This window comes from Streptomyces sp. TRD_SC_5, from assembly GCF_056836825.1.
In genome coordinates this window covers 137,493-163,958 of record NZ_JBWZZS010000001.1, presented here as the reverse complement: position 1 = coordinate 163,958, position 26,466 = coordinate 137,493, and the positions used below count along the sequence as shown (strand labels likewise).

The following is a 26,466-nucleotide window of genomic DNA, read 5'->3' as shown; positions in this document are numbered from 1 at the left end:
CCGACAGGCTTGGTCAGCCCAGCACCACAGCCAGCAACGCCGCGACGACGGTGACAGCCGCCACGGCAAGCATGATCACCCGGCTCCGCCCCACCATTTCGACGAGCGCTTGCCGACCGTCCCGGCCCGGCCGACGCGCGGTCGTCCTACCGGTCCGACGGGGCTGGTCACTTTGCCCCAACAGCTCGCACCAGCGACATGTCTCGGCCGCATGCGCGGTATCGAGCCAGTAGGCTCCCGCGAGCTGGGCATACAGGGCTGAGCCGAGGTCGTCGCCGGAAGCAGTCATGCCGGTCACAACGACGGGGCAGACCGGGGAGAACGCTCAGCGGCAGAGCCGCAATGGAGCCGTCACCCATCCGTTAGCCGACCGCCTGGGGGCCGGCTGCGCGCGGTCGGCCGGCCGGCACTACGAAAGCCGAATGCGGACCGCCGGCTCGCAGAAGCTGTGCAACACCAAGCCGCCCCGCCAACTTGCCCTGGACGAGCCCGGCGGCGGGCGGAACGGCATCGCGTCAGGAGTGCCGACTTCCGCTGTCGGAGCGGGCCCGGTGCGACGACGACCGGGTGATGAGCAGACACACCACGCGGGCCAGCTCGGCGGCCCCCTCCGGATCGTCGGCGTAACGTGCGACCGGGAGCGGGGCGACCCAGCCGAGCACGATGTCCTCGGCGGCCGGCAGATGGCCTAGACCGAGCAGCGCGGCACGGCCGTTGCCGTCGTCGAAAGGGTGGAAGAAGGCAATGTCGAGGTACAGACGGGCGGCCCTCGCAGGCAGCGGTACAGCCGGCTCGCGACCCTCGGCCAGGCATACGGGTCCACGCGAGCAGCCTGTCGCACACGCCGGTGCCGTCCACGGGAGTTCTGTGGGGATCAGGCGTCTGACCGCACGACCCTGACAGCGCCCGCCGGTACGGGCAGATGGACCGTGGCGCACTCTCCGTTGAGCAGTTCGGTACCGGGCGCGTCCAGCGGCACTTTGGCGTCGTGTGGTTGATGGCGAAGAGGTACTCGCCGCTCTCACCGGAGCGGCGAGTACCTCGACGTCACAGGGCAGTTCGGTACCGGGGGGGGCGATGCCGGCGTCCTTGCATGCGGCAGATCGCGCCGCGTGAGCCGAACGCGTACCGCACGCCCTCGCGGCTGAGCGGCGGGGCGTCGGGGTGGGCGCGGTAGAACCACGCGGGCGGATGACCGTGGGCGTGCCGAGGTCGACGCGGATGCCGTTCTCGTGCAACAGGTCCAGCAACCGGTCGAGCCGGCCGAAGTCGTAGACGCCGGGCTCCGGTTCGGGCAAGGCCCCGGGAGAAGACCCCGACGCTGACCATGGTGACCCCGGCCTCGCGCATCAGCCGGACATCCTCCTCCCAGACACTTTCCGGCCACTGTTCGAGGTTGTAGTCCCCGCCGAAGGCGAGCCCGTGGAGGCCGTGGGAGGTGGTGTCCGGCATGAAGCTCTCCTGGGCGTGGAAATTCGATCATTTGGGAACGTGCACACACATCAATCGATGCAGTAGTGCAACATAACCGCACACGAACAACCATTGACAAGTGTCCGGAACGTTTCTCTACTGTGAACGCTCACAGACGCATGTTTGGCCTCCGCGTCGGTACGGAGGCCCCTTCGGTCAGGGAGAAGCCCTCATGTCCCACATGCCCCACCGCCGCCTCGCGGCCACCGCCATCGCTGTCGCTCTCGGTGCGACCGCGCTGACTGCCTGCGGGTCGTCCGGCAGCGACAGTCAGGCCGATTCCGGTCCTGTCTCACTCACCTACTGGGCCTGGGCGCCGGGCATGGACAAGGTGGCGGACATCTGGAACAAGAAGAACCCGGACATCAAGGTCACCGTGAAGAAGCAGGCGTCCGGCGACGACCTGGTCACCAAGATCATCACGGCGTCCAAGGCGAAGAAGGCCCCCGACCTCGTTCAGGCCGAGTACCAGGCGCTGCCGACCCTGGTCACCAATAACGCGCTCGCCGACATCTCCGAGGAGGCCGGTGACGCCGAGGCGAAGTTCGCCCCGGGCATCTGGCAGCAGACCACGCTGGGCACCGACGCCGTCTACGCGGTGCCCCAGGACTCCGGGCCGATGATGTTCTTCTACCGGTCCGACCTGTTCAAGGAGTACGGGCTGAGCGTCCCCGGCACCTGGGAGGAGTTCGCAAAGACCGCACGGGCGCTGAAGAAGAAGGCTCCGGACAAGGCGCTGACGACCTTCTCGTCCAACGACTCCGGACTCTTCGCCGGGCTCGCCCAGCAGGCCGGCGCCCAGTGGTGGACGGTCGAGGGCGAGAAGTGGAGGGTCGGTGTCGACGACGAGGCCACCAGGAAGGTCGCCGACTTCTGGGGCGGCCTGGTCAAGGAGGGGGCCATCGACAACCAGCCGATGTACACCCCCGCATGGAACAAGGCACTCAACACCGGCAAGCAGATCGCCTGGGTGAGCGCCGTCTGGGCGCCGGGCACCCTCACCACCGCCGCCCCCGACACCAAGGGCAAGTGGGCGATGGCCCCCCTGCCCCAGTGGTCGGCCAAGGGCGACAAGGCCACCGGCAGCTGGGGCGGCTCCAGTACCGCCGTCACCAACGACTCGAAGCACAAGGCGGCTGCCGCGAAGTTCGCGACCTGGCTGAACACCGACCCCCAGGCACTGGCCGCGCTGGTGAAGGAGGGCGGCATCTACCCGGCCGCCACGGCCGCCCAGAGCGGCGGCGCGCTCAACGAGGCCCCGGACTTCTTCGCCAATCAGCCGGACTTCTACGCCCGCGCCGCCGAGATCGCGGAGACCACCGCCCCCGCCTCCTGGGGGCCCAACGTCAACGTCGCGTACGCCGCCTTCAAGGACAAGTTCGGCGCGGCCGCCAAGACCAGGTCGGACTTCGGCCCGGCCCTCACCGGGATGCAGGACGCCACCGTCGCGGACCTGAAGAAGCAGGGCTTCGAGGTCGCCCCGTGACCTTGACCCGCCCCACGGCGCGCGGTCGCGGGAAGGCGTACGGGGTCAAGGCCGCCCCGTACGGCTTCCTCGCGCCCGCCGCCGTTCTCTTCGCACTCTTCTTCGCCCTGCCCATCGGGTACGCGCTCTGGCTCAGCCTCCACAAGGTGGAGGTACAGGGCCTGGGCCTCGGCAAGGGAGCCCGCGCCGAGGTCTGGGCCGGCCTGGAGAACTACACCGCCGCCCTGACGGACGCCGAACTCGGCCACGGCGCCCTGCGCATCCTCGGCTACGGCGCGATCGTCGTGCCGGTCATGCTCGGCCTGGCCCTGCTGTTCGCGCTGCTCCTGGACGCGGAGCGGGTACGGGCACGCTCCTTCTCCCGGCTCGCGATCTTCCTTCCGTACGCCATCCCCGGTGTCATCGCCGCCCTGCTCTGGGGATTCCTCTACCTGCCCGACGTCAGCCCCTTCCACCACCTCCTCGGCCGGCTGGGACTGCCGCAACCGGACCTCCTCGACGGCGGACCGCTCTTCCTGTCCCTGGCGAACATCGCCATCTGGGGCGGCACCGGCTTCAACATGATCGTGATCTATACGTCGCTGCGGTCCATTCCCGCCGAAGTCCAGGAGGCGGCGAAACTCGACGGCGCCACACCGCTGCAGATCGCGCTGCGCATCAAGATCCCCATGGTGGCTCCGTCCCTGGTACTGACCTTCTTCTTCTCGGTCATCGCCACCCTCCAGGTCTTCAGCGAGCCCACCACCCTCAGACCGCTGACCAACGGAATCCCGACCACCTGGAGTCCGCTCATGAAGGTCTACAACGACGCCTTCGTGAACGGGAACATGTACGCGGCCTCCGCCACCGCGGTGGTCCTCGCCGCCGCCACCTTCGTCCTCTCCTTCACCCTGCTGAGGGTCTTCAACTCCCGTACCACGCAGGAAGGAACCCGATGAGCACGCTTGTCACGCCTGCTTCGAAACACAAGGGGCCTCCGGCGGCAGGCACTACGCCGGGCACCGCCCAGGGGCCACCGCGCCGCCGCAGGGTCGCCCTGTTGCCCACCGCGGCCCTGGTGCTGGGTGCGCTCTACTGCCTGCTGCCGGTCGCCTGGGTGCTGGTGGCATCCACCAAGTCCGGCGCGGAGCTGTTCTCCACCTTCACCTTCCTGCCCGGCACCGGCTTCGCCGACAACCTCGCGGACCTCGGCGCGTACCGCGACGGCATCTACTGGCAGTGGATGGCGAACTCGGCCCTCTACGCGGGCGCGGGCGCGGTCCTTTCGACGATGGTGTCGGCACTCGCCGGCTATGCCCTGGCCATCTACCGGTTCCGGGGGCGGGAGACCGTCTTCCACGTGATCCTCGCGGGCGTGCTCGTGCCCCCGGTCATCCTCGCCATCCCCCAGTACCTGCTGATGGCCAAGGCCGACATGACGGACACGTACCTCTCCGTGCTCCTGCCGCTCATCCTCTCCCCGTACGGCGTCTACCTGGGCCGGATCTACGCCGAGGCCGCCATCCCCACGGAACTGGTCGAGGCTGGCCGGATGGACGGCGCCGGCGAGTGGCGGATCTTCCTGCGGATCGCCGTCCCGATGATGTCGCCGGGGCTCGTGACCATCTTCCTCTTCCAGTTCGTGGCGATCTGGAACAATTTCCTGCTGCCGTACATCATGCTCAGCGACGACGAGAGGTTCCCCATGACGGTGGGCCTGTTCACCCTGCTCGCCCAGGGAAACAGCACTCCCGCCCTCTACACGCTGGTGATCACCGGCGCACTGCTCGCCATCGTTCCGCTCATCGCCCTCTTCCTGGTCATCCAGCGGTTCTGGAGCCTCGACCTGCTCTCCGGGGCCGTAAAGTCCTGACCGCAGGTGACGAGGGGAAAGAAGATTCATGATCCGCGGTACAGACGGCAAACGGCGATCGGTGACCATCCACGACGTGGCCCGCGAGGCGGGGGTCTCGCGCGGCACCGTCTCTCGCGTCCTCAACGGCGGACACTATGTCAGCCCGACGGCGCAGACAGCGGTCAACGCCGCCATCCGCAAGACGGGTTATGTCGTCAACCGGCACGCCCGCTCACTGATCACCGGCAAGTCCGACTCGGTGGCCTTCCTGCTGACCGAACCGCAGGAGCGCTTCTTCGAGGACCCCAACTTCAATGTGCTGCTGCGGGCCTGCACACAGGCGCTCGCCGCGCAGGACGTCCCGTTGCTGCTCATGATCGCGGGGACCGAGGCCGAGCGACGGCGCAACCTGCGTTACATCGAGGGCGGCCACGTCGACGGCGTACTGCTCGTCTCCAGCCACTCCGGAGACCCCGTGGTGAGCGAACTCGATGCGGCGGGCGTCCCCGTGGTCGCCTGCGGCAAGCCGCTCGGGCAGCGTACGCAGGTCAGTTACGTCGCGGCGGACGACCGGGACGGCGCCCGGTCGATGGTGCGCTACCTCTACGATTCCGGTCGCCGCCGTATCGCCACCGTGACGGGCCCCGCCGACACCCCCGGCGGCGTCGAGCGTCTCGCGGGCTACCGCGACGTACTGGCCGAGTGCGGTCTGCCCGTGGACGAGTCGCTCATCGTGCCGGGCGACTACAGCCGCGCGAGCGGGGAGCAGGCGGCCGAAGTGCTTCTCGAGCGGGCGCCCGGCATGGACGCGGTGTTCGTGGCGTCGGACCTGATGGCGCAAGGGGTACTGGACACGCTGGCCCGGGGCGGGCGCCGGGTGCCGGAGGACGTGGCGGTCGGCGGCTTCGACGACTCGCCGGCCGCACTGCTGTCGCGGCCCGGGCTCACCACGGTCCGTCAGCCGTGGGACCGGATCAGCACCGAAATGGTGCGGATGCTGCTCGCCCGGATAGCGGGGGAGGAGCCTTCCGCCGTCATCCTCCCCACCGAGCTGGTACGCCGGGGATCGGCTTGACCTGATCCCCGCCAGGCGCCGTGGGTCCCCGGACTCACGGCGCCTGCGGTCCTGTCGTCCGGGCACGCCACTCGCGCATGGGGGTCGACCCCTGGTGATGGGGGTTGGACGAGTGGAACGTCTGGTACCAGAACCGCCATCAGGCGGAGAGCCGGGGGCCGATCCGCCGCTCTGGCCCGAGGCGCCGAGACTGCTGGAGGACAGCTACAGCGTCACCGACGCCGTCGTCTTCGGTCACTGCTCATCGCGCTGCTGCGCCACGCCGACCGGGTGGCCGTCGCCTGCCTCGTCCAGCTGGTCGACGTGATCGCGACCCCAGCCAGACGCAGCCGAACCTGCGCCGTGCCCGTCTGACGGACGAAGGCGGGCGGGGCTTGTTCCTGGTCGCTCAGATGACCCACCGCTGGGGCAGCCGGTACACCGCCGACGGCAAGACGATCTGGACCGAGCAGCTCATCGGGAGCTCCGGCCAGGACGCGCCAGTAGGCATGCCGACCTAGGTATGTTGACATAGGTATCCAGTCATACTTATGCTGCCCGGATGGTTACCCCCAGCGCGTCCGAACAGGACATCCGGCACATCGCCTCAGCGATGTCGGCTGTCCTGCCCGCGCTGCACCGGGCGCTCGACCGGCGTCTTGCCCAGGACTTTCCGCACCCCAAGCCCCCCGAGAGCCAGCTGGCGCTCCTGCGGCTGGTCGGTGAGCGTGACGGGGTCACGGTGCGTGAGGCCGCCGACGTACTGCTGATGAAGCCGAACAACGTGAGCGCCCTGGTCACACAGCTGGCTGCCCAGGGGCAGCTGGAGCGCAGGCAGGACCCGGCGGACAAGCGGGTCGCGCATCTGCACCTGACGGCCGAGGCCCGCCGCCGGCTCGCCGAGGTCGGGGGCCTCCTCGACGGGTACGTCGTCGAGGCGCTGCACACCCTCACCGACGGGGATCTCGACGCCATCGGGTCCGCCCTCGGCGCTCTCCATGGCTTGGCGCGGCACATTCACCCCGCCGCCTACTGACGGCGCCCGCGTACCCGCGTCCGTACGACGCTCATCTTTACGAGGAAGCAAGGCACCTCCATGTCCTCCACTGTCGTGGACAGCTCACCCCTGCCCGCACACAGCCCGTCCGCCGCTCCGGGCAGCCGCCGCGCCAAGCCCTGGCTGACGCTCATCGCCGTCGCCTTCGGCCTGTTCATGGTCGGCCTGGACGGCTCCGTCGTCTCGATCGCGAACCCGGAGATCGGCCGGGACCTGAACGCGTCCACCGCCGACCTGCAATGGGTCACCAACTCCTATCTGCTGGCGCTGGCCGCCGCGCTGATTCTCGGCGGGAAGCTCGGTGATCGCTTCGGTCGGCGCACCTTCTACCTCGTCGGAGTCGTCGGCTTCACCCTCGCTTCGGTCGCCATCGGCCTGGCGGGGTCGATCGAGGGCGTCATCGCCTTCCGCGCCGTACAGGGCTTCTTCGGCGCGCTCCTGATGCCCAACACGCTCGGACTGCTGCGCGCGGTGTTCCCGCCGAAGAAGTTCGGTATGGCGGTGGGTATCTGGGCGATGGTGTCGTCCGTGTCCACCGCGCTCGGCCCCATCGTCGGCGGTCTGCTCGTCGAGCACGTCAGCTGGGAGTCCGTCTTCTACATCAACGCTCCGATCGGCGTCGTCGCGCTCGTCTTCAGCGCGCTGGTGCTGCCGCAGAGCAAGAACACCACCGGCAGCCAGCGCCTCGACGTCCCCGGTGTGATCCTGCTCGCGCTCGGCCTGCTCGTCGTGGTGTTCGGCGTGGTCAAGGGCGAGACATGGGGCTGGAGTTCGGGCTCGACGCTGGGCGCGCTCGCCGCCGGCCTCGTGATTCTTCTGGTGTTCGGCTGGTACGAGACGCGCGTGGAGCACCCGTTGCTGCCCATGCGGCTGTTCCGCAGCCCCGCGCTGACCATCGGCACCGTCATCACGGCGATCAACTTCTTCGTCCTGCTCGGCGTGATCTTCTTCGTGATGCTGTATCTCCAGAACGTACGCGGCTTCACCCCCGTCGAAGCGGGCGTGCGCACCCTGCCGCTGAGCCTGGCGTCCGTCGTCGCATCGCCGCTGGGCGCGAAGCTCACCGAGAAGTTCGGCGCCAGACTGTCCATGCCGCTCGGCATGGTGCTCCAGGCCGGCGCCGCCTTCGGGATGCTCGCATGGGGTGTGCATTCCTCGTACGCCGCGATGTGGCCGCCTTTCATCGCCCTCGGCCTCGGCGTGGGCATGGTGATGGCCGCCTCCTCCGACGCCATCGTGGGCAACTCGCCGGTCAAGGACGCCGGTGTGGCGGGTGGCCTGCAGGCCACCGCGCTTCAGGTCGGCGGCGCACTGGGAACCTCCGTACTCGTGTCCCTGATCAGCGGCCGGGTCGGCTCGACCCTGACCGGCGAACTCACCTCCGCCGGGGTGCCGGCGCCCATGGCCGAGGGGATGCACGAGGCCAAGGACGCGGTGGCCATGGGTATTTCGCCGGTCTCCGGTGACATGCCGGCGCAGCTGAAGGCCGCGGTGATCGAGGGCAGCGGCCAGGCGTTCATCAACGGTGTGCACACCGCCGCGCTCGTCACCGGCGTGCTGTGCGTGATCGGTGCCGTCCTTGCCGCGGCCGGTGTACGGCGCAACCCCGAGGGCGCTCGTCACTGAGGGGTGACGGGCCGGACGGCCCGGCCGGGATCGCGAGCCCGTGGGGACGGCGGCTCGCGCCCGGCCGGGCCGTTCTCTTCGCGCCCTCGCCGTCCGTATCCGTCGGCTGGATGAACGGCATCACGGCATCGAATGAGCCAACCCGTTCCCCTCGCGGGTGTTCCTGCCGCAAGGTGTGCTGCATCTCGACCGGTGAGCGGGGCTCCCGGTCGGTCCCACCGCAGCCGTGCCAGGAGGGCAGTCGACGATGACCGCACCACATACGCCAGCCCGCACCACCAGTCTCCCGTCCCCTCTGCGCGCCTCGCTGATCAGCGGCCTCATCGGAGGCGTGATCGGAGCGCTGATGAGCGCGGCCGTCAATTACGCGGTCATCGGCATGCCGCAGAGCGAGCCGGCCAACGCGATCAACCACGCGGTGTCCGGCCTGATCAGCGGTTTCATCGCGGGGTTCGCCGGACTTCTGGCGCATCAGCGCAAGGTGGCGGCCGCCGGCCGCGAGCCGGAGTCCGGCGTGGCCCCCGGCGGGTGAGTCAGTGGTCGCCCGCACCCCCGGCGACCTGCCCGCCGACGCGGGCGACGATGTCCCGCAGCCAGATGTGGGCCGCGTCCTGGGTGTGTACGGGGTGCCACCACATCGCCTCCTGGACCGGCACCGCCGCGAAGGGACACGGCAGAACCCGGACCGCGGCCGTGCCGGCCACGCGCCGGGCCAGTCGTTCCTGGATCAGCGCGACCCGACGGGTGCCCTCGACGAGGTAGGGGAGCAGCTGGAAGGTCTGTACGGACACCTCCACCCGGGGGCTGACGCCGATCATGCTGAGCTGGCGGGTGGCCGGCGCGTCGTACGGACGCTGATAGACCGCCCACGGCAGCCGGGCCAGATCCTCCAGGGTCAGCACGTCTCCCACCTCCGGGTGGTCGTCGGCCACCAGGCACACCCATCGGTCCTGGAACAGCTCGACAGCGGGGAAGCCGTCGATGATGCCGTGCGGCATCAGCAGGCCGTCGACGGTGCTCAGCACCGTCGCGGTGTTCTCCACGACGGCCGGGCTGCTCTGCTGGAAGGTGATCCGGACGCCGGCGCCTCCTCGTGCAGAACGCGGCTCAGTACGGCCCCGAAGACCGCCGCGCCGTAATCCGAGCCGAGCAGCGTGAACTCGCGGGTCTCGGTGGCCGGGTCGAAGTCGGCCTGGCTGCTGAAGACACGGTCCAGCAGGTCGCAGGCGGTCGCGCTGCGGTCGCGCAGGACGACGCCGAGCGGGGTGAGCTCGTAGCTGTTGCCGACGCGGGTGAGCAGCTCGTCGCCGAAGTGCCGGCGCAGCCGCGACAGGGCGGCGCTCATGGCGGGCTGGCTCAGGCCCACCCGCTCACCGGCGCGGGTGACGTTGCGTTCGTCGAGCAGCGCGCGCAGGGCGACGACGAGATTGAGGTCGAGCCGGGAGAGATTCACCGGAGGAGCGCCTGCCTTCGTAGGGGTATCGGGTATCCACGGTGTGGATTCTCAGCATAGGGAAGATTGATTTCCCTGATCAATGCGGGGGAGGTCAGAGTGGTCCCAATCCAGTGGGAGGAAATCTCGTGGCAACAGCCCCGCAATCGTCCGTACTCTCCGCACCCTTCGCGCTCGGAACGTTCTCCGTGCCGGGGGAGGCCGCGTTCCCCGGGCTGGTGGCCGAGGACCGGGTGATGGATCTGAGCCGGGTCCTCGACGGGGCGCCGGACAGTGTGCGCACGCTCGTGGAGGACTGGGAGGAGACGCTGCCGCACCTCGCGGACCTGGCGCGCGACCGCGAACACCGGAGCTGGCAGGCGCTCGCCGGTCTGCGGGTGCACGCGCCGGTCGAGCCGCGCCAGGTCTTCCAGTCCGGCGCCAACTACCGCCAGCACGTGATCGACCTGGAGGTGGCACACCGCTCGCCCGACGACCCGCGCACCGAGGACCAGGCGCGGGCCGAGATCGCGGAAATCATGGACCGCCGGGCGGCCGAGGACCTGCCGTACGTCTTCATCGGCCTGCCGAGCGCGATCACGGGCCCGTACGACGACGTGGTCCTGCCCGCCTGGTGCCGGAAGCCGGACTGGGAGCTGGAGCTGGCCGTATTCATCGGAAAGCCGGCCCACCGGGTCACGGTCGAGGAGGCTCTGTCGTACGTCGCGGGCTACACCATCGCCAACGACCTGACCGACCGCGCGACCGTCTTCCGCCGCGACATGCCCGCCATCGGCACCGACTGGCTGCGCTGCAAGAACGCCCCCGGCTTCACCCCGCTGGGCCCGTACCTCGTCCCGGCCGGGTTCATCACCGACCCGTCCGACCTGCGAGTCACGCTGAAACTGAACGGCGACACCATGCAGGACGAGTCGACGAAGGACATGCTCTTCGGCGTCGCCCGGCTGATCTCGTACGTCTCCCAGAGCGCCCAACTCCTGCCCGGCGACCTACTGTTGACGGGCAGCCCGGCCGGCAACGGTATCCACTGGGGCCGGCTGCTGCGCGACGGCGACGTCATGGAGGGCTCGGTCACCGGGCTCGGCACGCAGCGCACGCGCTGCGTCGCGGAGGTGACCTCGTGACGGACATCGACCGGACCGACCTGGACCGTACCGACCCCGAAGGCGCGATAGCCGAGGCGGCGAAGGCGTATACGAACTGGGGCCGCTGGGGCGCGGACGACGTCCTCGGGACGCTGAACTTCCTCGACGAAGCCAAGCGCCGCGAAGGCGCCGCGCTCGTACGCAGAGGTGTGAGCTTCTCCCTCTCGCAGCGCTTCGACATGGACGGCCCGCAGAAGGGCTGGCGGCGGCGTACCAATCCGGTCCACACCATGCTGGACACCGGTACGGACGCGGCGCTCGGCAACCAGGGCTTCCCGCACGGCATCGGCGGCGCCGACGACGTGATCGCCATGCCGCTGCAGTGCTCGACCCAGTGGGACGGCCTCGGCCACATCTTCGACCACGGCAAGGCCTGGAACGGCCGGGACGCTGCCAAGACCGTCACGTCCGACGGCGATCTGGTCACCGGCATCGAGCACATGGCCCCGTACGTCGCCGGGCGCGGCGTACTCCTCGATGTCGGCCGCACCGTCGGCGCCGACGGGGAGCTGCCCGACGGCTTCGCCATCACCGCCGAGCACCTCGACCGGACCGCCGAGGCCCACGGTGTGCGGGTGGGTCGCGGTGACATCGTCGTCGTACGCACGGGAAGGCTCACCCGCGCCCGGCGCGACGGGTGGGGGGAGTACGCGGGAGGCCCGTCGCCCGGCCTGTCCTTCACCACGGCCGGCTGGCTGCACGGAAGCGAGATCGCCGCCGTCGCCACCGACACCTGGGGCTTCGAGGTACGGCCGAACGAGTTCGACCACGCATTCCAGCCGCTGCACCAGGTCGCCATCCCCAACATGGGCCTGCTCATCGGCGAGATGTGGGACCCGGACGCGCTCGCCGAGGACTGCGCCGAAGACGGTGTGTACGACTTCTGGCTCACCGCCGCCCCACTGCCCATCACCGGAGCCGTCGGTTCGCCGGTCAACCCCATCGCCGTGAAGTGAGAGAGGAACCCCGAACATGACCCCCACCCGCTCCGTCCTCGTCGTCGGCGGTGGCACCGCCGGCTGCGCACTCGCCGTCCTGCTGCGCAGAGCGGGCATCGCCGTCGACCTCGTCGAGACCAAGGCCGACTGGAACGCCACGACCGGCTCCGGCATCACCCTCCAGGGCAACGCCCTGCGCGTACTGCGCGAGATCGGTGTCTGGGAGCAGGTGCGCGAGCACGGCTGCAGCACCGACGGCGTCACCATCACCGCCCCCGACGGCACCGAGATCCTCACCCAGCAGGACCTGCGCACCGGCGGCGACGACCTGCCTGCCACCGTCGGGATGCAGCGCCCCGAGTTGCAGAAGATCCTCATCGAGGCCGTACGCGCGTCGGGCGCCCGCGTCCGGCTCGGCTGCACGATCGACAAGCTGGCGCAGAACGCCACCGTCGCCGACGTGTCCTTCACGGACGGAACAACGGGCACTTACGACCTGGTGGCCGCCGCCGACGGCCTGCAGTCCCGTACCCGCGAACTGATCGGCATCACCGACAGACCCGCCCCGACCGGCATGGCCATCTGGCGCACCCCCGCGCCGCGCCCGGCAGGCGTCGTCCGTACGCACCTCGCCTACGGCGGCCCCGCCTTCATCGCCGGCTTCTGCCCCACCAGCGACGCCACGCTCTATGCCTACCTCGTCGAGCCGAACCGCGACCGGGCGTCCATCGACCCCGCTTCGTACGCCGACGAGATGCACCGCCTCGCGGAGGGCTACGGCGGCCACTGGGACGAGATCCGGGCAACCATCACCGACCCCGCGCAGGTCAACTACACCTGGTTCGACCGGCATCTGGTCGAGGGCCCCTGGCACCGCGGCCGGGTCGTGCTGGTCGGGGACGCCGCCCACGCCTGCCCGCCCACCCTCGCCCAGGGCGCCGCCATGTCCATGGAGGACGCCTGGGTCCTCGCCGAACTCCTCGGCTCCCAGCCGGTCTGGGACGACGACCTGCTGACCGCCTATCGCGACCGCCGCATGCCGCGCGTACGCATGGTCGTCGACGCCTCGGTCCAGATCGGCCAGTGGCAGCTCGACGGCGTGCGGGACGCGGATGTGCCGGGGCTGATGGGCCGCACCACGACCGTACTGAAGGAACTCCCTTGACCTCACCCACGATCGACGTCCACGCCCACCTCCTCGTGCCGCAAGTGGAAGAGGCGGTGAGCGGACAGCCGGCGCTGGCCCAGGCCCGTAACCTCGAAGCCCGGCGCAACGGCCCCGAGGCCCTGGCCGTCAACGGCCCGATGGTCCGCGACCGCATCCCGCTGCTGACGGACGTCACGAAGCGGCTGGCAGCCATGGACGCGGCGGGTGTGGACATCCAGCTCGTCTCTCCCTCCCCGTCCCACTACCACTACTGGGCCGACGAGGAACTGGCCCGCAGCGTATACGAGTTGGCGAACACCGGCACCGCCGCGCACTGCGCCCAGGCCCCCGACCGGCTGCACGGGCTGGGCCTGGCACCGCTCCAGCACCCCGAGCTCGCCGTCGAAGCCCTCGATCACGCCCTGGAAGCAGGCCTGCTGGGCGTCGAGATCTCGTCGCACGCGCCAGGCCGGGAGCTGTCCCATCCGGCGTACGAGCCGCTGTGGGCCCGCGCCGCCGAAACCGGCGCGGTGCTCTTCCTGCACCCCTTCGGCTGCACCCTCGACGATCGCCTCGACCGCTGGTACCTGTCCAACACGGTCGGCCAGCCCACCGAGAACGCCGTCGCACTGTCCCACCTGATCTTCTCGGGCGTCCTCGACCGGCACCCGGGACTGAAGCTGATAGCCGCGCACGGGGGCGGCTATCTCCCCACCCACATCGGCCGCTCCGACCACGCCTGGCGGGCCCGCACCGACACGCGCGGCTGCACCCACGAGCCCAGCAGCTACCTCAAGCGCCTGTACTTCGACTCCCTCGTCCACGACCCGCACGTGCTGCGGGAGTTGCTCCGCGTCGCCGGACCGGACCGCGTACTGCTCGGCTCCGACTTCCCCTTCGACATGGGCACCGACGGCCCGGTGGCCGCCCTGCGCGCCGCCGGCCTGCCCGAAACCGACTTCCACGCCGTACGCGGTGCCAATGCGGCGGCACTCCTGAGGAAGGAATGACATGCGTCTGCTCACCCACCTGCGCCACGTCGACCTCGCCGTCCCCGACTACGACAAGCAGCTCGACTTCTACTCCGGCGTCTGGGGCCTGACCAAGGTCGCCGAGGACTCCGGCATCTCCTTCCTGGCCGCCGAGGGCTCCCCGGAGCAGTACGTCGTACGCCTACGCAAGGCCGAGGAGAAGCGCCTCGACCTCGTCTCGTACGGCGCGGCCACCCCCGCCGACGTCGACACCCTCGCTGAGCGGCTCCTCGCCGGCGGCGTCCAGCTGATCTCGCAGCCGGAGAAGGCCGACACCCCCGGCGGAGGCTACGCCTTCCGTTTCTTCGACATCGACGGCCGCACGATCGAGGTCTCCACCGATGTCGAGGCCCGGCAGCACCGTCGTATCGAGGAGAAGGAAGCAATACCGGTCCGGCTCTCCCACGTCGTCCTCAACTCGCCGGACCTGGACCGGACAAGGCAGTGGTACGAGCAGCACCTCGGCTTCGCGCTGTCCGACACGCTCAGCTCCCCGCACATGGGAGAGGTCATGCACTTCATGCGGATCAGCAACCAGCACCACTCCATGGCCATCGCCAAGGGCCCGCACACCTCACTCCACCATGTCTCCTTCGAGATGCGCGGCCTGGACGAGTACATGCGCGGCTCCGGGCGGGTGATGCGCGCCGGATTCCGCAAGATATGGGGCCCCGGCCGGCATCTGGCGGGCGACAACACCTTCACGTACTTCCTCGACCCGCACGGCAACACCGTCGAGTACACGACCGAGCTCGAAGAGCTCGACGAGGACACCTGGCACCCGCACGTCTACGACTTCTCGCAGCCCGAGGTCACCGACCAGTGGGGCACGGCCAACGCGATGAACGAGCTGGTGGCGAAGGAGTCCTTCAACGACGTCGACCGCGGCGTGTTCGTCGCCCCGCCGGTCTGACCGTCCGCCGTACGGCGGTTCTCCGACCCCCGGGGGCGCGGCGCCATATGTCAATGCCCTGACTGCCCGTCGCGCCCCCGGTTTCCCACCCCCTGGAGCCCCTCCCATGCGCTTCGCCCGTTACGAACATCTCGGCCGCCGGCGTCTCGGCGTCGTCGAGGACGACGGTCGTCTGTATCCCGTCCCCGGCCACGACTCACTCCTCGACCTGCTCCGCAGCGGCAGGCTCCGTGAGGCGGGCGCCGCCACCCTCGACGTACCCGCCGGGCCGCCGCTGCGGGACGTGACGCTGCTGCCGCCGCTGCAACCCCCGACCGTCCGGGACTTCGTCACCTTCGAGGAGCACGTGGAGGGCGTACGCCGCTCGGTCGACGGCACGGCGGGCGTACCCGGCCAGTGGTACGAGGCGCCGACCTTCTACTTCACCAATCCGTACGCGACCATCGGCCCGTACGACGACGTACCCGTGCCACCGGGCTCCTCGGTCCTCGACTTCGAGCTCGAAGTGGCCGCCGTCGTCGGCCGGGAGGGCCGTGATCTCACTCCTGAGCAGGCCCGCGACCACATCGTCGGCTACACGATTTTCAACGACTGGTCGGCCCGTGACCTCCAGTCCGCCGAGATGAAGGTGGGTCTCGGTCCCTGCAAGGGCAAGGACACCGCCACCACGCTCGGCCCGTACCTCGTCACCGCCGACGAGCTGGAGCCCTACCGCGACGCCGACGGTTTCCTGCGCCTGGCGCTGACCGCCGAGGTCAACGGGGAGGTCGTCGGCCAGGACCTGCTGTCCAACATGAGCTGGACCTTCGAGGAGATGGTCGCGTACGCCTCACGCGGTACGTACGTCAGACCCGGTGACGTCCTGGGATCCGGCACCTGCGGCAACGGCGGCTGCCTGGCGGAACTGTGGGGCCTGCGGGGGGAGCGCTCGCCCCGGCCGCTGAAGCCGGGCGACACCGTCACGCTCACCGTCGAGGGGATCGGCGCCGTGTCCAACACCGTGGTTCCAGGGGCTGATCCCGTCCCGCTGGCCGCCGCCCGCAAACGTCCGCGGGCCCGGTCGTGACGCGCCTCGCCGGAAAGGTCGTGGTCGTCACCGGGGCCGCCCGGGGCCAAGGCGCGGCCGAGGCCGGGGCCCTGGCCCGGGAGGGTGCCACGGTCGTCGCCACCGACGTGACCACCTCCACGGGCTGCCGCCGCCTCGACGTCACCAGCGCGACGGACTGGGCGGCCCTCGCCGCCGAGTTGCGCACCCGGTACGGCCACGTGCACGGGCTGGTCAACAACGCCGGGGTCACCTGGCGCGCCCGCCTCGACGACGTCACCGCCGACGACTTCGCCCGTGTGTACGCGGTGAACGTCACCGGCCCGCTGCTGGGCATCCAGCACCTCGCGCCGCTGATGATGAGGTGGCCGCGCGTACGGCCGCCCCGCCCCGTACCGGGGCCCTCGGTCAGGCGTCCGGCAGCCCGGACCCGGCCACGGTGATCGCCCGCAGCGTCCGGTCCGCGTAGGCGCGGAACTGGGCCGGCATGTCGACCCCGCGCGGATCGAGTGCCCACTGGAGCTGGAGGCCGTCCATGACCGCGACCACTTCCCGGGCGAGGGCCCGGGAGTCGGTGTCCGGCTTGAGCTCGCCGCTGTCCGCAGCTCGCCGGAAGGATCCGCAGACGGCGTTCAGCACCTCGGCGTTGCGCGCGGCGAAGTAGGCGTGGGCGGGGTGGCCGGGGTCGCCGGCCTCGGCCAGCAGGACGTTGAACATCTTGGTCCGGCCGAGCCTGGTGGCGTTGTGCGCGGTCAGGCCGGCCAGCGTGGTGAAGCACTCGGTCGCCGAGGCCGGTTCGGTCGTGAAGAACTTCTCGGCGTCCTGCTCGTCGCTGCGTTCCAGCACCGCGACCAGCAAACTCTCCTTGCTGCGGAAGTGGTGCAGCAAGCCGCCCTGTGTGATGCCGACGTCCTTGGCGATACGGGCGAGGGACGACGCGTGGAAGCCCCACTGGGCGAAGTGTTCGACGGCCGCGTCCAGGATGCGCAGCCGGCGCTCGTCGCCCACGGCGTATGTGCCGCGGCCTGCGGGCCGGCGCTTGTTCTGCTCCTGGGGTGCGCTCATGGAGCAACTCTAATGGCCGTCGATGCGGGGCGTTTTCCGGCCATACGGACAGAGCCACCCTGCCTGGCTGCGACGTGACCCAGGCCACATTCAAGAAACCTACCACCCGCTCGGTTTTCGCGCTTACTGTGTGGGCGTCGTGCGGCAAGGATGTCGCCTCGTCCCTTTTGGAGCCCGCCATGGCCGTCACTCATGACGCCGCCTCCCTCACTCCCCAGGCACCGGCCGTCACCGGCCTGCCAGAGCCGGACAAGGCGCCGGGCAGGCTGGTTTTCGGCCTCGCCTTCGCGCAGTTCGGTCTCATGCTCGCCCTGCTGACACCGGTCGTGGTCACGCTCGCCCTGCGCGTCTCCCAGATCGTCCCCGAGGCCGACCGCGGCGCCGCCCTGGGGCAGGTCCTCTCCCTCGGCGCGGTCCTCGCCATGATCGGCAACCCGGCCTTCGGCGCCCTGTCCGACCGCACCACCAGCCGCTTCGGCCGCCGCCGCCCCTGGCTGGCAGGCGGCGCCGCCGTAAGCCTCCTCGGCCTCGCGGCCGTCGCCGTCGGCAACAGCGTGCCGGTCCTGATGCTCGGCTGGGCACTCGCGCAGCTCGGCGGCAACGCCGCGTTCGCGGCCCTCACCTCCTGCGTGCCGGACCTCATCCCCGAGCGGCAGCGCGCCCGCGTCTCGGGCATCGTCGGCATGATGACCTCGATCGCCATCGTCACCGGCACCGTGCTCGCCAACGCTCTGCGCACGAACCTGGCCCTGGCGTTCGTCGTCCCCGCGCTCCTCGGCCTCGCGGGCGCCGTCTGCCTCGCCGTGCTGATGAAGGACCGCCCGGCCGCCCCCGGCTCCTTCGCGCCCTACAGCTTCCGGGAGTTCCTGCGCAGCTTCTGGGTGAGCCCGCGCAAGCACCCCGACTTCGCCTGGAACTTCGCCGGCCGCTTCCTGGTCTTCATCGGCATCTCCTGCGTCACCAGCTACCAGGTGTACTTCCTGATGGACCGGCTCGGATACGACCAGAGCGAGGTCCCCGGGAAGCTGGCCGTCGCCACCGTCGCCATGGTGGCCGCCGTCGTGGCCGGCTCGCTGCTCGGTGGTGTCCTGTCCGACAAGTCCGGCCGACGCAAGCCGTACGTACTCGGCTCGTCCCTGGTGATCGCCGCCGGCCTCGCCCTGATCGCGACGGCCCAGTCCTTCCCGGTGTTCGTCGTGGCCATGGTCGTCTTCGGCTTCGGCGAGGGGCTGTACCTCTCCGTCGACGTGGCGCTCGCCGCGGCCGTACTGCCCAACCCGGAGGAGTCCGCCAAGGACATGGGCGTACTCAACATCGGCAACGCCCTTCCGCAGTCCCTCGTGCCGATCATCGCGCCCGCGCTGCTGGCGGTCGGCGGGGGCGGCAACTACGGCGTGCTGTTCCTCTTCGGCGGCGTCGCCTGCGTCCTCGGCGCCGTGGCTGTCCAGTTCATCCGCACCGTCAAGTAACCACTTCGAGCAACGGAGCCCCCGTGAGCCCCACTCCCGCGTACCGCGACCCCCAGCGCTCCGTCGCCGAGCGAGTCGACGACCTGCTCGCCCGTATGACCCTGGAGGAGAAGGCGGGCCAGCTCTTCCACTCCATGCTGACGATGAACCCGGACGGCTCCCTCGTCACCGACGCCGAGCAGTCGATGCTCCCCTTCGCCACCCCGGAGCTGGTCGAAGGCAGGCACCTCACGCACTTCAACCTGCTGGGCCAGTACGGCGTCCGTGAGATGGCCCAGTGGGTCAACCGGCTCCAGGAACTGGCGGCGAGCACCCGCCTCGGCATCCCCGTCACCCTCTCCACCGACCCGCGCCACGCCTTCACCGACAATCCCGGCGCCTCCTTCAACGCGGGAGCCTTTTCCGCCTGGCCCGAACCGCTGGGCCTCGCCGCCATCGGTGACGCCGACCTCGTCGAGGAGTTCGGGAAGACGGTGCGCCGCGAGTACCTCGCCGTCGGCTTCCGGGTCGCGCTCCACCCGCAGATCGACCTGGCCACCGAGCCTCGCTGGTCACGCCAGTCCGGCACGTTCGGCTCCAGCGCCGAAACGACGGGTGAGCTCGTACGCGCGTACGTCCGCGGCCTTCAGGGAGACCGCCTGGGCACGCACTCCGTCAGCGCCATGGTCAAGCACTTCCCCGGCGGCGGCCCGCAGAAGGACGGCGAGGACCCGCACTTCCCGCACGGCAAGGAGCAGGTCTACCCGGGCGGCATGCGCGAACACCACCTCGAACCCTTCAAAGCCGCCGTCGACGCCGGATGCGCGCAGATGATGCCGTACTACGGCCAGCCGATCGGCACCGACTGGGAAGAGGTCGGCTTCGGCTTCAACAAGGGCGTCATCACCGGACTGCTGCGCGAGCAGCTCGGCTTCGACGGCATCGTCTGCACCGACTGGGGCCTGCTCACCGACGCCGTGATCTTCGGCGAGACGCACGCGGCCCGCGCCTGGGGCGTCGAGCACCTCAGCGCCGCCGAGCGGGCGGCGAAGTCCCTGGACGCCGGATGCGACCAGTTCGGCGGCGAGCAGTGCCCCGAGATCATCGTGCAACTCGTCCGTTCCGGGCGCGTCCCCGAATCCCGTATCGACGAATCCGTACGCCGCCTCCTGCGTGAGAAGTTCGTGCTCGGCCTCTTCGACAACCCGTACGTCGACCCGGACCGCGCCGTGGAAATCGTCGGCGCGGGCCCGTCCAAGGCGGCGGGCGAGGCCGCGCAGCGCCGCTCCCTCACCGTGCTGAGCAACCGCGCGTCGCTGCTCCCGCTGACCGGCCGTCCCAAGCTGTACGTCGAAGGGCTCGGGGCGGAAACAGCCGCCACCTACGGCGAGTTGGTCACCGACCCGGCCGACGCCGACCTCGCGGTACTGCGCCTGCGCACCCCGTACGAGCCCGGTGCGACCAAGTTCGAGTCCTTCTTCCACTCCGGTTCGCTCGCCTTCCCCGACGCCCGGCTGAAAGAGATCCTCCAGCTCCTCGACACCGTGCCGACGCTCGTCTGCGTCAACCTGGAGCGGGCCGCCGTCATCCCGGAAATCGCGGAGAGGGCCGCGGCGCTGCTCGCCGACTACGGCGCGAGCGACGAGGCCCTGCTGGACGTGGCGTTCGGGCGCGCCAAGCCCGAGGGCCGTCTGCCTTTCGACCTGCCGCGTTCCATGGCGGCGGTCGAGGCCTCCAGCCCGGACGTACCGAACGACACGGCGGACCCGGTCTTCCCGTACGGCCACGGGCTGACCCTCTGACGGGCGCCTCCCCTGAACGGCGGGACACCTGACGGTCCCGCCCGCGCCCGGGACCCGACCCGTGGGGGGATCGGGTCCCGGGCGGCTTTCTTCCCGTCCCTCGGCGCGTCAGACTCTGCCGTGGGCCTTCTGGGCGCGCCGGGACAGCGAGTCGATGACCACGGCCACAAGCAGCACACCGCCGGTGATCATGAACTGTACGGCCGCTTGGATGCCCAGCAGAGCCACACCGGAGGCGATCGACTGGATGACCAGGACGCCGAGCAGCACGGACCATGTGCTGCCCCGTCCGCCGAACAGGCTCGTTCCGCCGATGACCGCCGCGGCGAGAGCGTTCATCAGCAGGTTCCCCGAGCCCGACGTCTGGCTCGCGGAGCTGACCCGTGAGGCCAGGAACAGGCCGCCGGTCGCGGCCATCGTTCCCGAGATCATGAACACCGAGATGCGCACCGAAGCCACGTCGAGGCCGGCCCGGCGGGCGGCTTCGACGCCGCCTCCGAGCGCGAAGACCTTGCGACCGTACGTCGTGCGGCGAAGGAGGTAATCGAGGCCGACGAGGATGACGAGGAAGACCAGCAGGGCGAGCGGCATGCCCTGGAACCGGTTGAGCACATACGCGGCGCAGCAGGCGATCGCCGCCAGCAGTCCGGCGCGCCAGGTGATCGTGCGCAGCGGCCGGGACGGGACGCCTCTGGCCTTGCGGCGTCTCGCGTCCTGGCAGGAGATGAGGAAGTACCCGGCGACGCCGAGTGCCGCCACACCGTACGCGACGGCGACATCGTTGAAGTAGTGGCTGGTGAGTTTGGCGACGAGGCCGTCGTCATCAAGGTTGACGGTGCCGCTGGAACCGAGGATGTAGAGCATCAGGCCGTTCCAGCCCAGCAGTCCCGCCAGGGTGACCACGAACGCGGGCGCGCCGAGTTTCGCGAAGAAGACACCGTGAAGGGCTCCGGCCGCGGTTCCGAGGAGCACGGCGATCAGGACGGCGAGTCCTTCCCCCATGCCGTGGCTCACGTTCAGGACGGCGAACGCGGCCGCCGCGAGACCGCTCACCGAACCGACCGACAGGTCGATCTCCCCGATGAGCAGGACGAACACGACGCCGACGGCGATGAGTCCCGTGCCGACGATGTCCACGCTGAGGTTGGACAGATTGCGGGGAGAGAGGAAGTTCTGGTTGAGGGACTGAAAAATGATCCAGATCGACACCAGACTGAGCACGACCGGTACGGAACCGAGCTCGCCCCCGCGAAACCTCCTCCGGAGGGCGTCGGCGTAACCCCTGCTCACGGCGCCACCCCCCACCCGCGGTCGTGCGCGCGGTGGGACACGGCGTTGTCCGTAGCGCCGGTGATGGAGGAGATGATCTGCTCGTGCGATGTGGTCCTCACGTCGAAGAACCCGTTGTTCCGGCCCAGGCGCAGTACGGCGATCCAGTCCGCCACGGCCTTGACGTCACCCATGTTGTGGCTGATGAGCAGGACGCCGCGGCCTCCTTCGCGCAGTTGCTCCACGAGGTCGAGGACCTGGGCGCTCTGCTCGATGCCCAGGGCGGCGGTGGGCTCGTCCAGCAGGACGACTCTGGGCTCGCCGAGGAGCGAGCGGGAGATCGCGACCGTCTGCCGCTGGCCTCCGGAGAGGGAGGCGACCGGGAGGCGCACATTCGGCATACGTACGGAGAGGGAGTCCAGCAGACCCAGAGTGCGCCGTTCCATCTCCACTTCGTCGAGTACGCCGATCCTGTGGATCTCACGGCCGAGGAAGAGGTTGCCGACGACATCGAGGTTGTCGCACAGGGCGAGGTCCTGGTAGACGGTCGCGATACCGAGGTCCTGGGCTTCGTGCGGACACGTCACGTGGACGGCCCTGCCCTCCCACTCGATGACGCCGTGATCGGCGTGGTCGACGCCGGCGATCACCTTGACGAGGGTGGATTTGCCGGCGCCGTTGTCGCCCACCAGCGCGACGACCTCACCGGCGTGTATCTCCAGATCGACGTCCTCGAGTGCCTGCACCGCGCCGAACCGCTTGCAGATGCCCCGCAGCGCCAGCAGCGGTGGTGCCGACTTGTGAACCATCTGCTCCTCCTTCGCCGTCGGACCGATCGGCTCCGCGCCCGCCCTACGGGACGAGTCCCGCCTTCTTGCAGGCGTCCAGGAACTCCTCGGTGCAGATTTCGTCGACCGTGTACGTACCGTCCCTGACGACGGTGTCCTCGATGTTGTCGACCGTCACGGACACCGGGGTGAGCAGCACGGCGGGAATGTCCTCGGTGGTGGGGCTGCTGATCCGGTGCTTCGCGACGGCGTCCAGGCTTTCGCCCCTGACGAGCGCGACGGCCATCTCGGCGGCCGCGTCGGCTTCGAGCCTGAAGGGCTTGTAGACGCTCATGTACTGCTCGCCTCGGACGATCCGCTGAATGGCCGCGAGTTCGGCGTCCTGTCCGGTCACGGGAGGCAGCGGATCGATCTTGGCGGATTTCAGGGCGGAGATGATGCCGGCGGCCAGGCCGTCGTTGGCGGAGTACACACCGTCGATGCTGTCGGCGCCCAGGGCCGCGATGGCTCCGGACATGTTCAGGTTGGCGTTGACCGGCCTCCAGCCTTCGGTGTCGTAAGCCTTCCCGATCCTCACCTTGCCCTGGAGAACGGACAATGCGCCCTTCTTGAACCAGGACGCGTTGGGATCCGTACCGGCGCCGTTCATCATGACGATCTGGCCGCCGTCCGCCTTGTCTCCGAGAGCCTCGAGCAGCGCCTGGGCCTGCAGCCTGCCGACCTGCTCGCCGTCGAAGGAGACGTACGCCGAGATCGGGCCCTCCGCGAGCCGGTCGTAGGCGACGATCCGGATGCCTGCCTTCCGCGCCCTGTCGACCGAGGTGCGAATCGACTTGGAGTCGACGGCGTCGAGGATCAGGACTCCGACGCCCTTCGTGATCATCGCGTCCATCTGCTGCTGCTGGGTGGCCACATCGTGGTCCGCGCTGGCGAACTCGATCGCGCACTCGTCGCAGAGTTCCTTGATCTTCGCCTCGATCAGCGGCCTGTCGAACGTGGCGAAACGCGAGGTGTTGTCCGGCAGCAGCAGACCGATCCGCGAGTTGGCCCCGCCGACAGTCGGCTGCGAGTCGTTCACCTCTCCGGCCTTGGCGCACGAGACAAGACCGGCAGCCATCGCCAACGCGGCCACGACAACGACGGCGCGATGGGGCGGGGGACGTGATGGGGCGAGCCCGGGGACGTCGGTACGGCGTCGGGTGTGGGAGAACACCGTGGAGTCACCTCGTTCCTGCTGCCGCGTCGCTGACGAGTCGCTCACGTGCCGACAGCGCGATCTCGGCCCATACCTGCTTGCCGCCACTGAGCGGCACCGAGCCCCAGGACGCCGACATCGCCGCGACCAGGAACAGGCCACGGCCGCCGGTCGCCTCCCAGTCCACACTGGCCGGTTTGACGGGGGCGCGAGGTGACGCGTCGTTGACCGCGATCCGCAGCCGGTCCGTCGACAGCGTCAGGTCCAGCCGCACCTCCCCCTCGGTGTGCGCGATGGCGTTCGTGACCAGCTCGGACACCACGAGCAACGCCTCGTCCACCTCCTCCGCCACGTTCCAGGAGCGCAGCGTGCGCGCCGTGAACCGACGGGCGTGCATCACGGCGTCGGGAAGCCGCCATACCGCCCAGCGGACCCGTACCGGCCGCAGCAGCATCCCGTCGTAGCGCAGCAGCAGCACCGCCACATCGTCGTCTCGCCGGTTCACGCTCCAGAGCAGCTGGTCAGCCACTTGCCCGACATCGGCCGGGTCGGCCGCCCGGAGCAGCTCGCACACGCGGCGCAGCCCGTCCTCCATGGAGAGGCTCGACGACTCGACCAGGCCGTCCGTCATCAACGTGAGCAGGGTGCCGGGTGCCAGCCCCGCCTCGGTCATGGGGAACTCCGCGTCCGCCAGCACTCCCAGCGGAGGGCCGCCCTCGACCGCCATTTCCTCGGTGGCGCCGTCCGGGTGGCGCATCACCGGGGGCACGTGCCCCGCCCGTACGGACCAGGCGATGCCCTCCTCCATGTCCAGATCCACGTAGCAGCAGGTGGCGAAGAGGTCGGTCTCCATACCGACGAGCAGGCGGTTGGCGTGGGCCACCACCACATCCGGCGGGTGCCCCTCCACGGCGTACGCCCTGATGGCCGTACGCATCTGGCCCATGATGGTGGCGGCGCCCGCGCTGTGGCCCTGCACGTCCCCGATGACCAGCGCCACGTGGCTCTCGGAGAGCGGAATGACGTCGTACCAGTCGCCGCCGACCTCCAGCCCGACTGTCGCGGGCAGATAGCGGGCGACGGCCACCCCGCCGGGCAGAGCCGGCAGCTTGCGGGGCAGCAGACTGCGCTGGAGCATGGTCGCCAGTTCGTGCCCGGCGTCCAGCGCGTGGGCGCGCGTCAGCGCCTGGCCGGCCAGACCGGCGGTCGCGGTCAGCAGGGACCGTTCCTCCGGCCCGAACCGGTGCGCCCCGTCCCACCCCACCAGGCACAGTCCGACCGTCCGGCCGTCGGCCGGAAGCGGCAGCACGGCCAGACCGCCCGGTCCGATGCCCACCAGGCCGGATTCGAGGTCGGCGCCCGGGGGCCACAGGCTCACATGCCCCTCCCGCAGCGCGCCCTCCAGCGTGGGCAGCGCGTGGCACGACACGTCAGGCCATTCCGAACGCCATTCCGACCTCCAGACCGGGGGCCAGGCATCGGCTTCCGGAGGGTCGAGGAGGGTGACCACGAGCCGGTCGCCCTCCAGCTCGGCGATCGCCACCCGGTCGGCGTGCAGAGGAGCGCGCAGGGCGGAGACCACCACTCGGCTGACGTCGCGGATCGTTGTCGCACCGGCCAGGGCGGCCGACAGCCGCTGCACCACCGAGACCTCGTCGGCGGTGGGACGCAGGTACGAGGTGTCGGCCACCACGCCCAGCACGCGCTCCGGGGTTCCGTCATCGCCGTCCACCACCCGGCACCGCAGACCCAGCCAGCGCAGCTCGCCGCCGGGCCGGCGGATACGGAACGCCAGCTGCTGGCTCACGGAGGACGACCACCCCGGCTCCAGGATCGACATCATCGCGGGAACGTCCTCGGGGACGGCGCACTCGAGCAAGGTCTCGACCCGCCCGTCGAAGTCCTCCGGGGTGATGCCGAGCAGTTGCAACACCTGTGCGTCCGCGTCCATCCGCCCGGTGCTCAGCTCCAGGGTGAAGGCGCCGCCGTGCAGGGGGATCAGACCGGGACCCGGACGGCGGGGCGGCGCCTCCGCCCGCACCGTGGCGCGGGCCCCGACCGCTTCCAGACCTGCGGACACCTGGTCGGCGTACAGCTCCAGGAGGCTGCGGTGGTCAGCGCTGAAGCCGTCCGCTGCCTTCCCCATCACGACGAGGCAGCCCAGCTGTTTGGTGTCCCCTCCCAGAGGGAGGGCGCCCAGCGAGACCTTGTCCGGCGCCGTCCCGGCGCCGTTCGGGAGGGTGGTGCGGGAATCAGCACCGCTGTGGGGGCCACTCCCACCGTAGGCCGCGAGTTCCTGAGGGTTCAGCCACACCGGCCGGTTGGCGCGCAACGCGTCGGCGACCGGAGAGCTGCCCGACAGCGGGTACGCCGTGGGCAGCCGGTAGGGGCTGCCCCGCTCTCCCACGGCTTCGGCAAGCTGCAGTTCACCGCCGCTCGCGGTCAGCACGTACACAGCGACCAGCTCAGTCCCGCGAAACGCAGAGTTCTGCCGGGTCACTGTCTGTACCGCCTCCGTACGAGGGCAGCCGAAGACGCACACCACGGTCGCCTTGCCCACTCGCGGACCGGTCCCTCCGGCGCCGCGTCCGTTCGGCATTCCGCGGTCCACCGCCTCCACTCCATCGTGCGACGCCGGCGCCGAGGAAGCCAGCCGGCCGGGCGCCGATGATGACCTGCGCGTTCGCCGGGAGGCGG

At 70.0% G+C, this 26,466-nt stretch carries 22 protein-coding genes and 6 pseudogenes; 19 read left to right on the top strand and 9 right to left on the bottom strand.

The genetic code is table 11. From position 1 onward, the window contains the following. Positions 1 to 13 precede the first annotated feature (13 nt). The gene (locus AC1P0E_RS00840) at positions 14 to 289 is read right to left on the bottom strand and encodes a hypothetical protein (RefSeq protein ID WP_482740196.1); all 276 of its coding nucleotides are present in this window, start codon (positions 287 to 289) and stop codon (positions 14 to 16) included. A 133-nt stretch (positions 290 to 422) separates the two neighbouring features. Here AC1P0E_RS00840 and AC1P0E_RS00835 point away from each other — a divergent pair, with 133 nt between their 5' ends. Then, complete coding sequence (locus tag AC1P0E_RS00835) at positions 423 to 692, top strand: hypothetical protein (protein ID WP_482745975.1); 270 nt, start codon at positions 423 to 425, stop codon at positions 690 to 692. Positions 693 to 707: 15 nt separating this feature from the next. Here the strand turns inward: AC1P0E_RS00835 and AC1P0E_RS00830 are convergent. Together AC1P0E_RS00830 and AC1P0E_RS00825 are read right to left on the bottom strand one after the other, a co-directional pair. Further along, a pseudogene (locus AC1P0E_RS00830) lies at positions 708 to 1,298 on the bottom strand (Fic family protein); the annotation flags it as partial. Positions 1,299 to 1,338: 40 nt separating this feature from the next. Continuing rightward, positions 1,339 to 1,452, bottom strand: a pseudogene (locus AC1P0E_RS00825) (hypothetical protein); the annotation flags it as partial. Between the two features lie 193 nt (positions 1,453 to 1,645). On the opposite strand from AC1P0E_RS00825, the gene AC1P0E_RS00820 reads away from it, so the two are divergent. The 9 genes and pseudogenes from AC1P0E_RS00820 to AC1P0E_RS00780 all read left to right on the top strand — a co-directional run bounded on the left by AC1P0E_RS00820 (position 1,646) and on the right by AC1P0E_RS00780 (position 9,062). Next, complete coding sequence (locus tag AC1P0E_RS00820) at positions 1,646 to 2,959, top strand: ABC transporter substrate-binding protein (RefSeq protein ID WP_482740195.1); 1,314 nt, start codon at positions 1,646 to 1,648, stop codon at positions 2,957 to 2,959. Then, positions 2,956 to 3,897 carry a carbohydrate ABC transporter permease gene (locus AC1P0E_RS00815; protein ID WP_482740194.1) on the top strand — a complete coding sequence of 314 codons (942 nt, stop codon included), beginning with the start codon at positions 2,956 to 2,958 and terminating at the stop codon, positions 3,895 to 3,897. Before AC1P0E_RS00820 ends, AC1P0E_RS00815 begins: the two co-directional genes overlap by 4 nt. Next, positions 3,894 to 4,811 (top strand): carbohydrate ABC transporter permease, encoded by a 918-nt coding sequence (locus AC1P0E_RS00810; RefSeq protein ID WP_482740193.1) that lies wholly within the window; start codon positions 3,894 to 3,896, stop codon positions 4,809 to 4,811. Before AC1P0E_RS00815 ends, AC1P0E_RS00810 begins: the two co-directional genes overlap by 4 nt. A 28-nt stretch (positions 4,812 to 4,839) precedes the next feature. Continuing rightward, the gene (locus AC1P0E_RS00805) at positions 4,840 to 5,868 is read left to right on the top strand and encodes a LacI family DNA-binding transcriptional regulator (RefSeq protein ID WP_482740192.1); all 1,029 of its coding nucleotides are present in this window, start codon (positions 4,840 to 4,842) and stop codon (positions 5,866 to 5,868) included. 107 nt (positions 5,869 to 5,975) lie between these two features. Then, a pseudogene (locus AC1P0E_RS00800) lies at positions 5,976 to 6,180 on the top strand (alpha-L-arabinofuranosidase C-terminal domain-containing protein); the annotation flags it as partial. Beyond that, positions 6,180 to 6,368: pseudogene (locus AC1P0E_RS00795) on the top strand (ATP-binding protein); the annotation flags it as partial. The pseudogenes AC1P0E_RS00800 and AC1P0E_RS00795, both read left to right, overlap by 1 nt. 41 nt (positions 6,369 to 6,409) lie before the next feature. Then, positions 6,410 to 6,883 carry a MarR family winged helix-turn-helix transcriptional regulator gene (locus AC1P0E_RS00790; RefSeq protein WP_482740191.1) on the top strand — a complete coding sequence of 158 codons (474 nt, stop codon included), beginning with the start codon at positions 6,410 to 6,412 and terminating at the stop codon, positions 6,881 to 6,883. 60 nt (positions 6,884 to 6,943) lie between these two features. Beyond that, the gene (locus AC1P0E_RS00785) at positions 6,944 to 8,530 is read left to right on the top strand and encodes an MFS transporter (protein WP_482740190.1); all 1,587 of its coding nucleotides are present in this window, start codon (positions 6,944 to 6,946) and stop codon (positions 8,528 to 8,530) included. A 247-nt stretch (positions 8,531 to 8,777) separates the two neighbouring features. Then, the gene (locus AC1P0E_RS00780) at positions 8,778 to 9,062 is read left to right on the top strand and encodes a hypothetical protein (RefSeq protein ID WP_482740189.1); all 285 of its coding nucleotides are present in this window, start codon (positions 8,778 to 8,780) and stop codon (positions 9,060 to 9,062) included. Between the two features lies 1 nt (position 9,063). Here AC1P0E_RS00780 and AC1P0E_RS00775 read toward each other — a convergent pair. After that, positions 9,064 to 9,983, bottom strand: a pseudogene (locus AC1P0E_RS00775) (LysR family transcriptional regulator). Positions 9,984 to 10,111: 128 nt separating this feature from the next. Between AC1P0E_RS00775 and AC1P0E_RS00770 the strand changes: the two are divergent. The 7 genes and pseudogenes from AC1P0E_RS00770 to AC1P0E_RS00740 all read left to right on the top strand — a co-directional run. Continuing rightward, positions 10,112 to 11,107: a fumarylacetoacetate hydrolase family protein gene (locus AC1P0E_RS00770; protein ID WP_482740188.1), complete on the top strand. Its 996-nt coding sequence runs from the start codon at positions 10,112 to 10,114 to the stop codon at positions 11,105 to 11,107. Then, positions 11,104 to 12,084 carry a cyclase family protein gene (locus AC1P0E_RS00765; protein ID WP_482740187.1) on the top strand — a complete coding sequence of 327 codons (981 nt, stop codon included), beginning with the start codon at positions 11,104 to 11,106 and terminating at the stop codon, positions 12,082 to 12,084. Before AC1P0E_RS00770 ends, AC1P0E_RS00765 begins: the two co-directional genes overlap by 4 nt. A gap of 16 nt (positions 12,085 to 12,100) precedes the next feature. Then, positions 12,101 to 13,231 carry an FAD-dependent oxidoreductase gene (locus tag AC1P0E_RS00760; RefSeq protein ID WP_482740186.1) on the top strand — a complete coding sequence of 377 codons (1,131 nt, stop codon included), beginning with the start codon at positions 12,101 to 12,103 and terminating at the stop codon, positions 13,229 to 13,231. After that, on the top strand, positions 13,228 to 14,223 hold the full coding sequence (locus AC1P0E_RS00755; RefSeq protein WP_482740185.1) for an amidohydrolase family protein: 996 nt from the start codon (positions 13,228 to 13,230) through the stop codon (positions 14,221 to 14,223). Before AC1P0E_RS00760 ends, AC1P0E_RS00755 begins: the two co-directional genes overlap by 4 nt. Position 14,224: 1 nt before the next feature. Then, positions 14,225 to 15,157: a VOC family protein gene (locus AC1P0E_RS00750; RefSeq protein ID WP_482740184.1), complete on the top strand. Its 933-nt coding sequence runs from the start codon at positions 14,225 to 14,227 to the stop codon at positions 15,155 to 15,157. A 106-nt stretch (positions 15,158 to 15,263) separates the two neighbouring features. Next, a complete protein-coding gene (locus tag AC1P0E_RS00745; RefSeq protein ID WP_482740183.1) occupies positions 15,264 to 16,223 on the top strand; it encodes a fumarylacetoacetate hydrolase family protein in 960 nt (319 codons plus the stop codon). Next, a pseudogene (locus tag AC1P0E_RS00740) lies at positions 16,220 to 16,561 on the top strand (SDR family NAD(P)-dependent oxidoreductase); the annotation flags it as partial. The gene AC1P0E_RS00745 and the pseudogene AC1P0E_RS00740, both read left to right, overlap by 4 nt. 49 nt (positions 16,562 to 16,610) lie before the next feature. Here the strand turns inward: AC1P0E_RS00740 and AC1P0E_RS00735 are convergent. Continuing rightward, positions 16,611 to 17,267, bottom strand: a complete 657-nt coding sequence (locus AC1P0E_RS00735) for a TetR/AcrR family transcriptional regulator (RefSeq protein ID WP_482740182.1) — start codon at positions 17,265 to 17,267, stop codon at positions 16,611 to 16,613. Positions 17,268 to 17,446: 179 nt separating this feature from the next. Between AC1P0E_RS00735 and AC1P0E_RS00730 the strand changes: the two genes are divergently transcribed. Together AC1P0E_RS00730 and AC1P0E_RS00725 are read left to right on the top strand one after the other, a co-directional pair. Beyond that, complete coding sequence (locus tag AC1P0E_RS00730) at positions 17,447 to 18,736, top strand: MFS transporter (RefSeq protein WP_482740181.1); 1,290 nt, start codon at positions 17,447 to 17,449, stop codon at positions 18,734 to 18,736. A gap of 95 nt (positions 18,737 to 18,831) precedes the next feature. Next, positions 18,832 to 20,517, top strand: coding sequence for a glycoside hydrolase family 3 protein (locus AC1P0E_RS00725; protein ID WP_482745608.1), 1,686 nt, complete (start codon positions 18,832 to 18,834; stop codon positions 20,515 to 20,517). Between the two features lie 108 nt (positions 20,518 to 20,625). On the opposite strand, the gene AC1P0E_RS00720 is transcribed toward AC1P0E_RS00725, so the two are convergent. The 4 genes from AC1P0E_RS00720 to AC1P0E_RS00705 form a co-directional block, all read right to left on the bottom strand. Then, on the bottom strand, positions 20,626 to 21,822 hold the full coding sequence (locus AC1P0E_RS00720; protein ID WP_482740180.1) for a sugar ABC transporter permease: 1,197 nt from the start codon (positions 21,820 to 21,822) through the stop codon (positions 20,626 to 20,628). Beyond that, the gene (locus AC1P0E_RS00715) at positions 21,804 to 22,595 is read right to left on the bottom strand and encodes an ATP-binding cassette domain-containing protein (RefSeq protein WP_482740179.1); all 792 of its coding nucleotides are present in this window, start codon (positions 22,593 to 22,595) and stop codon (positions 21,804 to 21,806) included. Before AC1P0E_RS00715 ends, AC1P0E_RS00720 begins: the two co-directional genes overlap by 19 nt. 43 nt (positions 22,596 to 22,638) lie before the next feature. Continuing rightward, positions 22,639 to 23,691, bottom strand: a complete 1,053-nt coding sequence (locus tag AC1P0E_RS00710) for a sugar ABC transporter substrate-binding protein (RefSeq protein ID WP_482745607.1) — start codon at positions 23,689 to 23,691, stop codon at positions 22,639 to 22,641. A gap of 103 nt (positions 23,692 to 23,794) precedes the next feature. Then, positions 23,795 to 26,368: a SpoIIE family protein phosphatase gene (locus AC1P0E_RS00705; RefSeq protein WP_482745606.1), complete on the bottom strand. Its 2,574-nt coding sequence runs from the start codon at positions 26,366 to 26,368 to the stop codon at positions 23,795 to 23,797. Positions 26,369 to 26,466 lie beyond the last annotated feature (98 nt).

Coding starts and splice junctions, on each gene's coding strand:
- AC1P0E_RS00840 (WP_482740196.1), bottom strand. CDS start 289: ATGACTGCTTCCGGCGACGACCTCGGCTCAGCCCTGTATGCCCAGCTC.
- AC1P0E_RS00835 (WP_482745975.1), top strand. CDS start 423: ATGCGGACCGCCGGCTCGCAGAAGCTGTGCAACACCAAGCCGCCCCGC.
- AC1P0E_RS00820 (WP_482740195.1), top strand. CDS start 1,646: ATGTCCCACATGCCCCACCGCCGCCTCGCGGCCACCGCCATCGCTGTC.
- AC1P0E_RS00810 (WP_482740193.1), top strand. CDS start 3,894: ATGAGCACGCTTGTCACGCCTGCTTCGAAACACAAGGGGCCTCCGGCG.
- AC1P0E_RS00805 (WP_482740192.1), top strand. CDS start 4,840: ATGATCCGCGGTACAGACGGCAAACGGCGATCGGTGACCATCCACGAC.
- AC1P0E_RS00790 (WP_482740191.1), top strand. CDS start 6,410: ATGGTTACCCCCAGCGCGTCCGAACAGGACATCCGGCACATCGCCTCA.
- AC1P0E_RS00785 (WP_482740190.1), top strand. CDS start 6,944: ATGTCCTCCACTGTCGTGGACAGCTCACCCCTGCCCGCACACAGCCCG.
- AC1P0E_RS00780 (WP_482740189.1), top strand. CDS start 8,778: ATGACCGCACCACATACGCCAGCCCGCACCACCAGTCTCCCGTCCCCT.
- AC1P0E_RS00760 (WP_482740186.1), top strand. CDS start 12,101: ATGACCCCCACCCGCTCCGTCCTCGTCGTCGGCGGTGGCACCGCCGGC.
- AC1P0E_RS00750 (WP_482740184.1), top strand. CDS start 14,225: ATGCGTCTGCTCACCCACCTGCGCCACGTCGACCTCGCCGTCCCCGAC.
- AC1P0E_RS00745 (WP_482740183.1), top strand. CDS start 15,264: ATGCGCTTCGCCCGTTACGAACATCTCGGCCGCCGGCGTCTCGGCGTC.
- AC1P0E_RS00735 (WP_482740182.1), bottom strand. CDS start 17,267: ATGAGCGCACCCCAGGAGCAGAACAAGCGCCGGCCCGCAGGCCGCGGC.
- AC1P0E_RS00730 (WP_482740181.1), top strand. CDS start 17,447: ATGGCCGTCACTCATGACGCCGCCTCCCTCACTCCCCAGGCACCGGCC.
- AC1P0E_RS00725 (WP_482745608.1), top strand. CDS start 18,832: ATGACCCTGGAGGAGAAGGCGGGCCAGCTCTTCCACTCCATGCTGACG.
- AC1P0E_RS00715 (WP_482740179.1), bottom strand. CDS start 22,595: ATGGTTCACAAGTCGGCACCACCGCTGCTGGCGCTGCGGGGCATCTGC.
- AC1P0E_RS00710 (WP_482745607.1), bottom strand. CDS start 23,691: ATGGCTGCCGGTCTTGTCTCGTGCGCCAAGGCCGGAGAGGTGAACGAC.
- AC1P0E_RS00705 (WP_482745606.1), bottom strand. CDS start 26,368: ATGCCGAACGGACGCGGCGCCGGAGGGACCGGTCCGCGAGTGGGCAAG.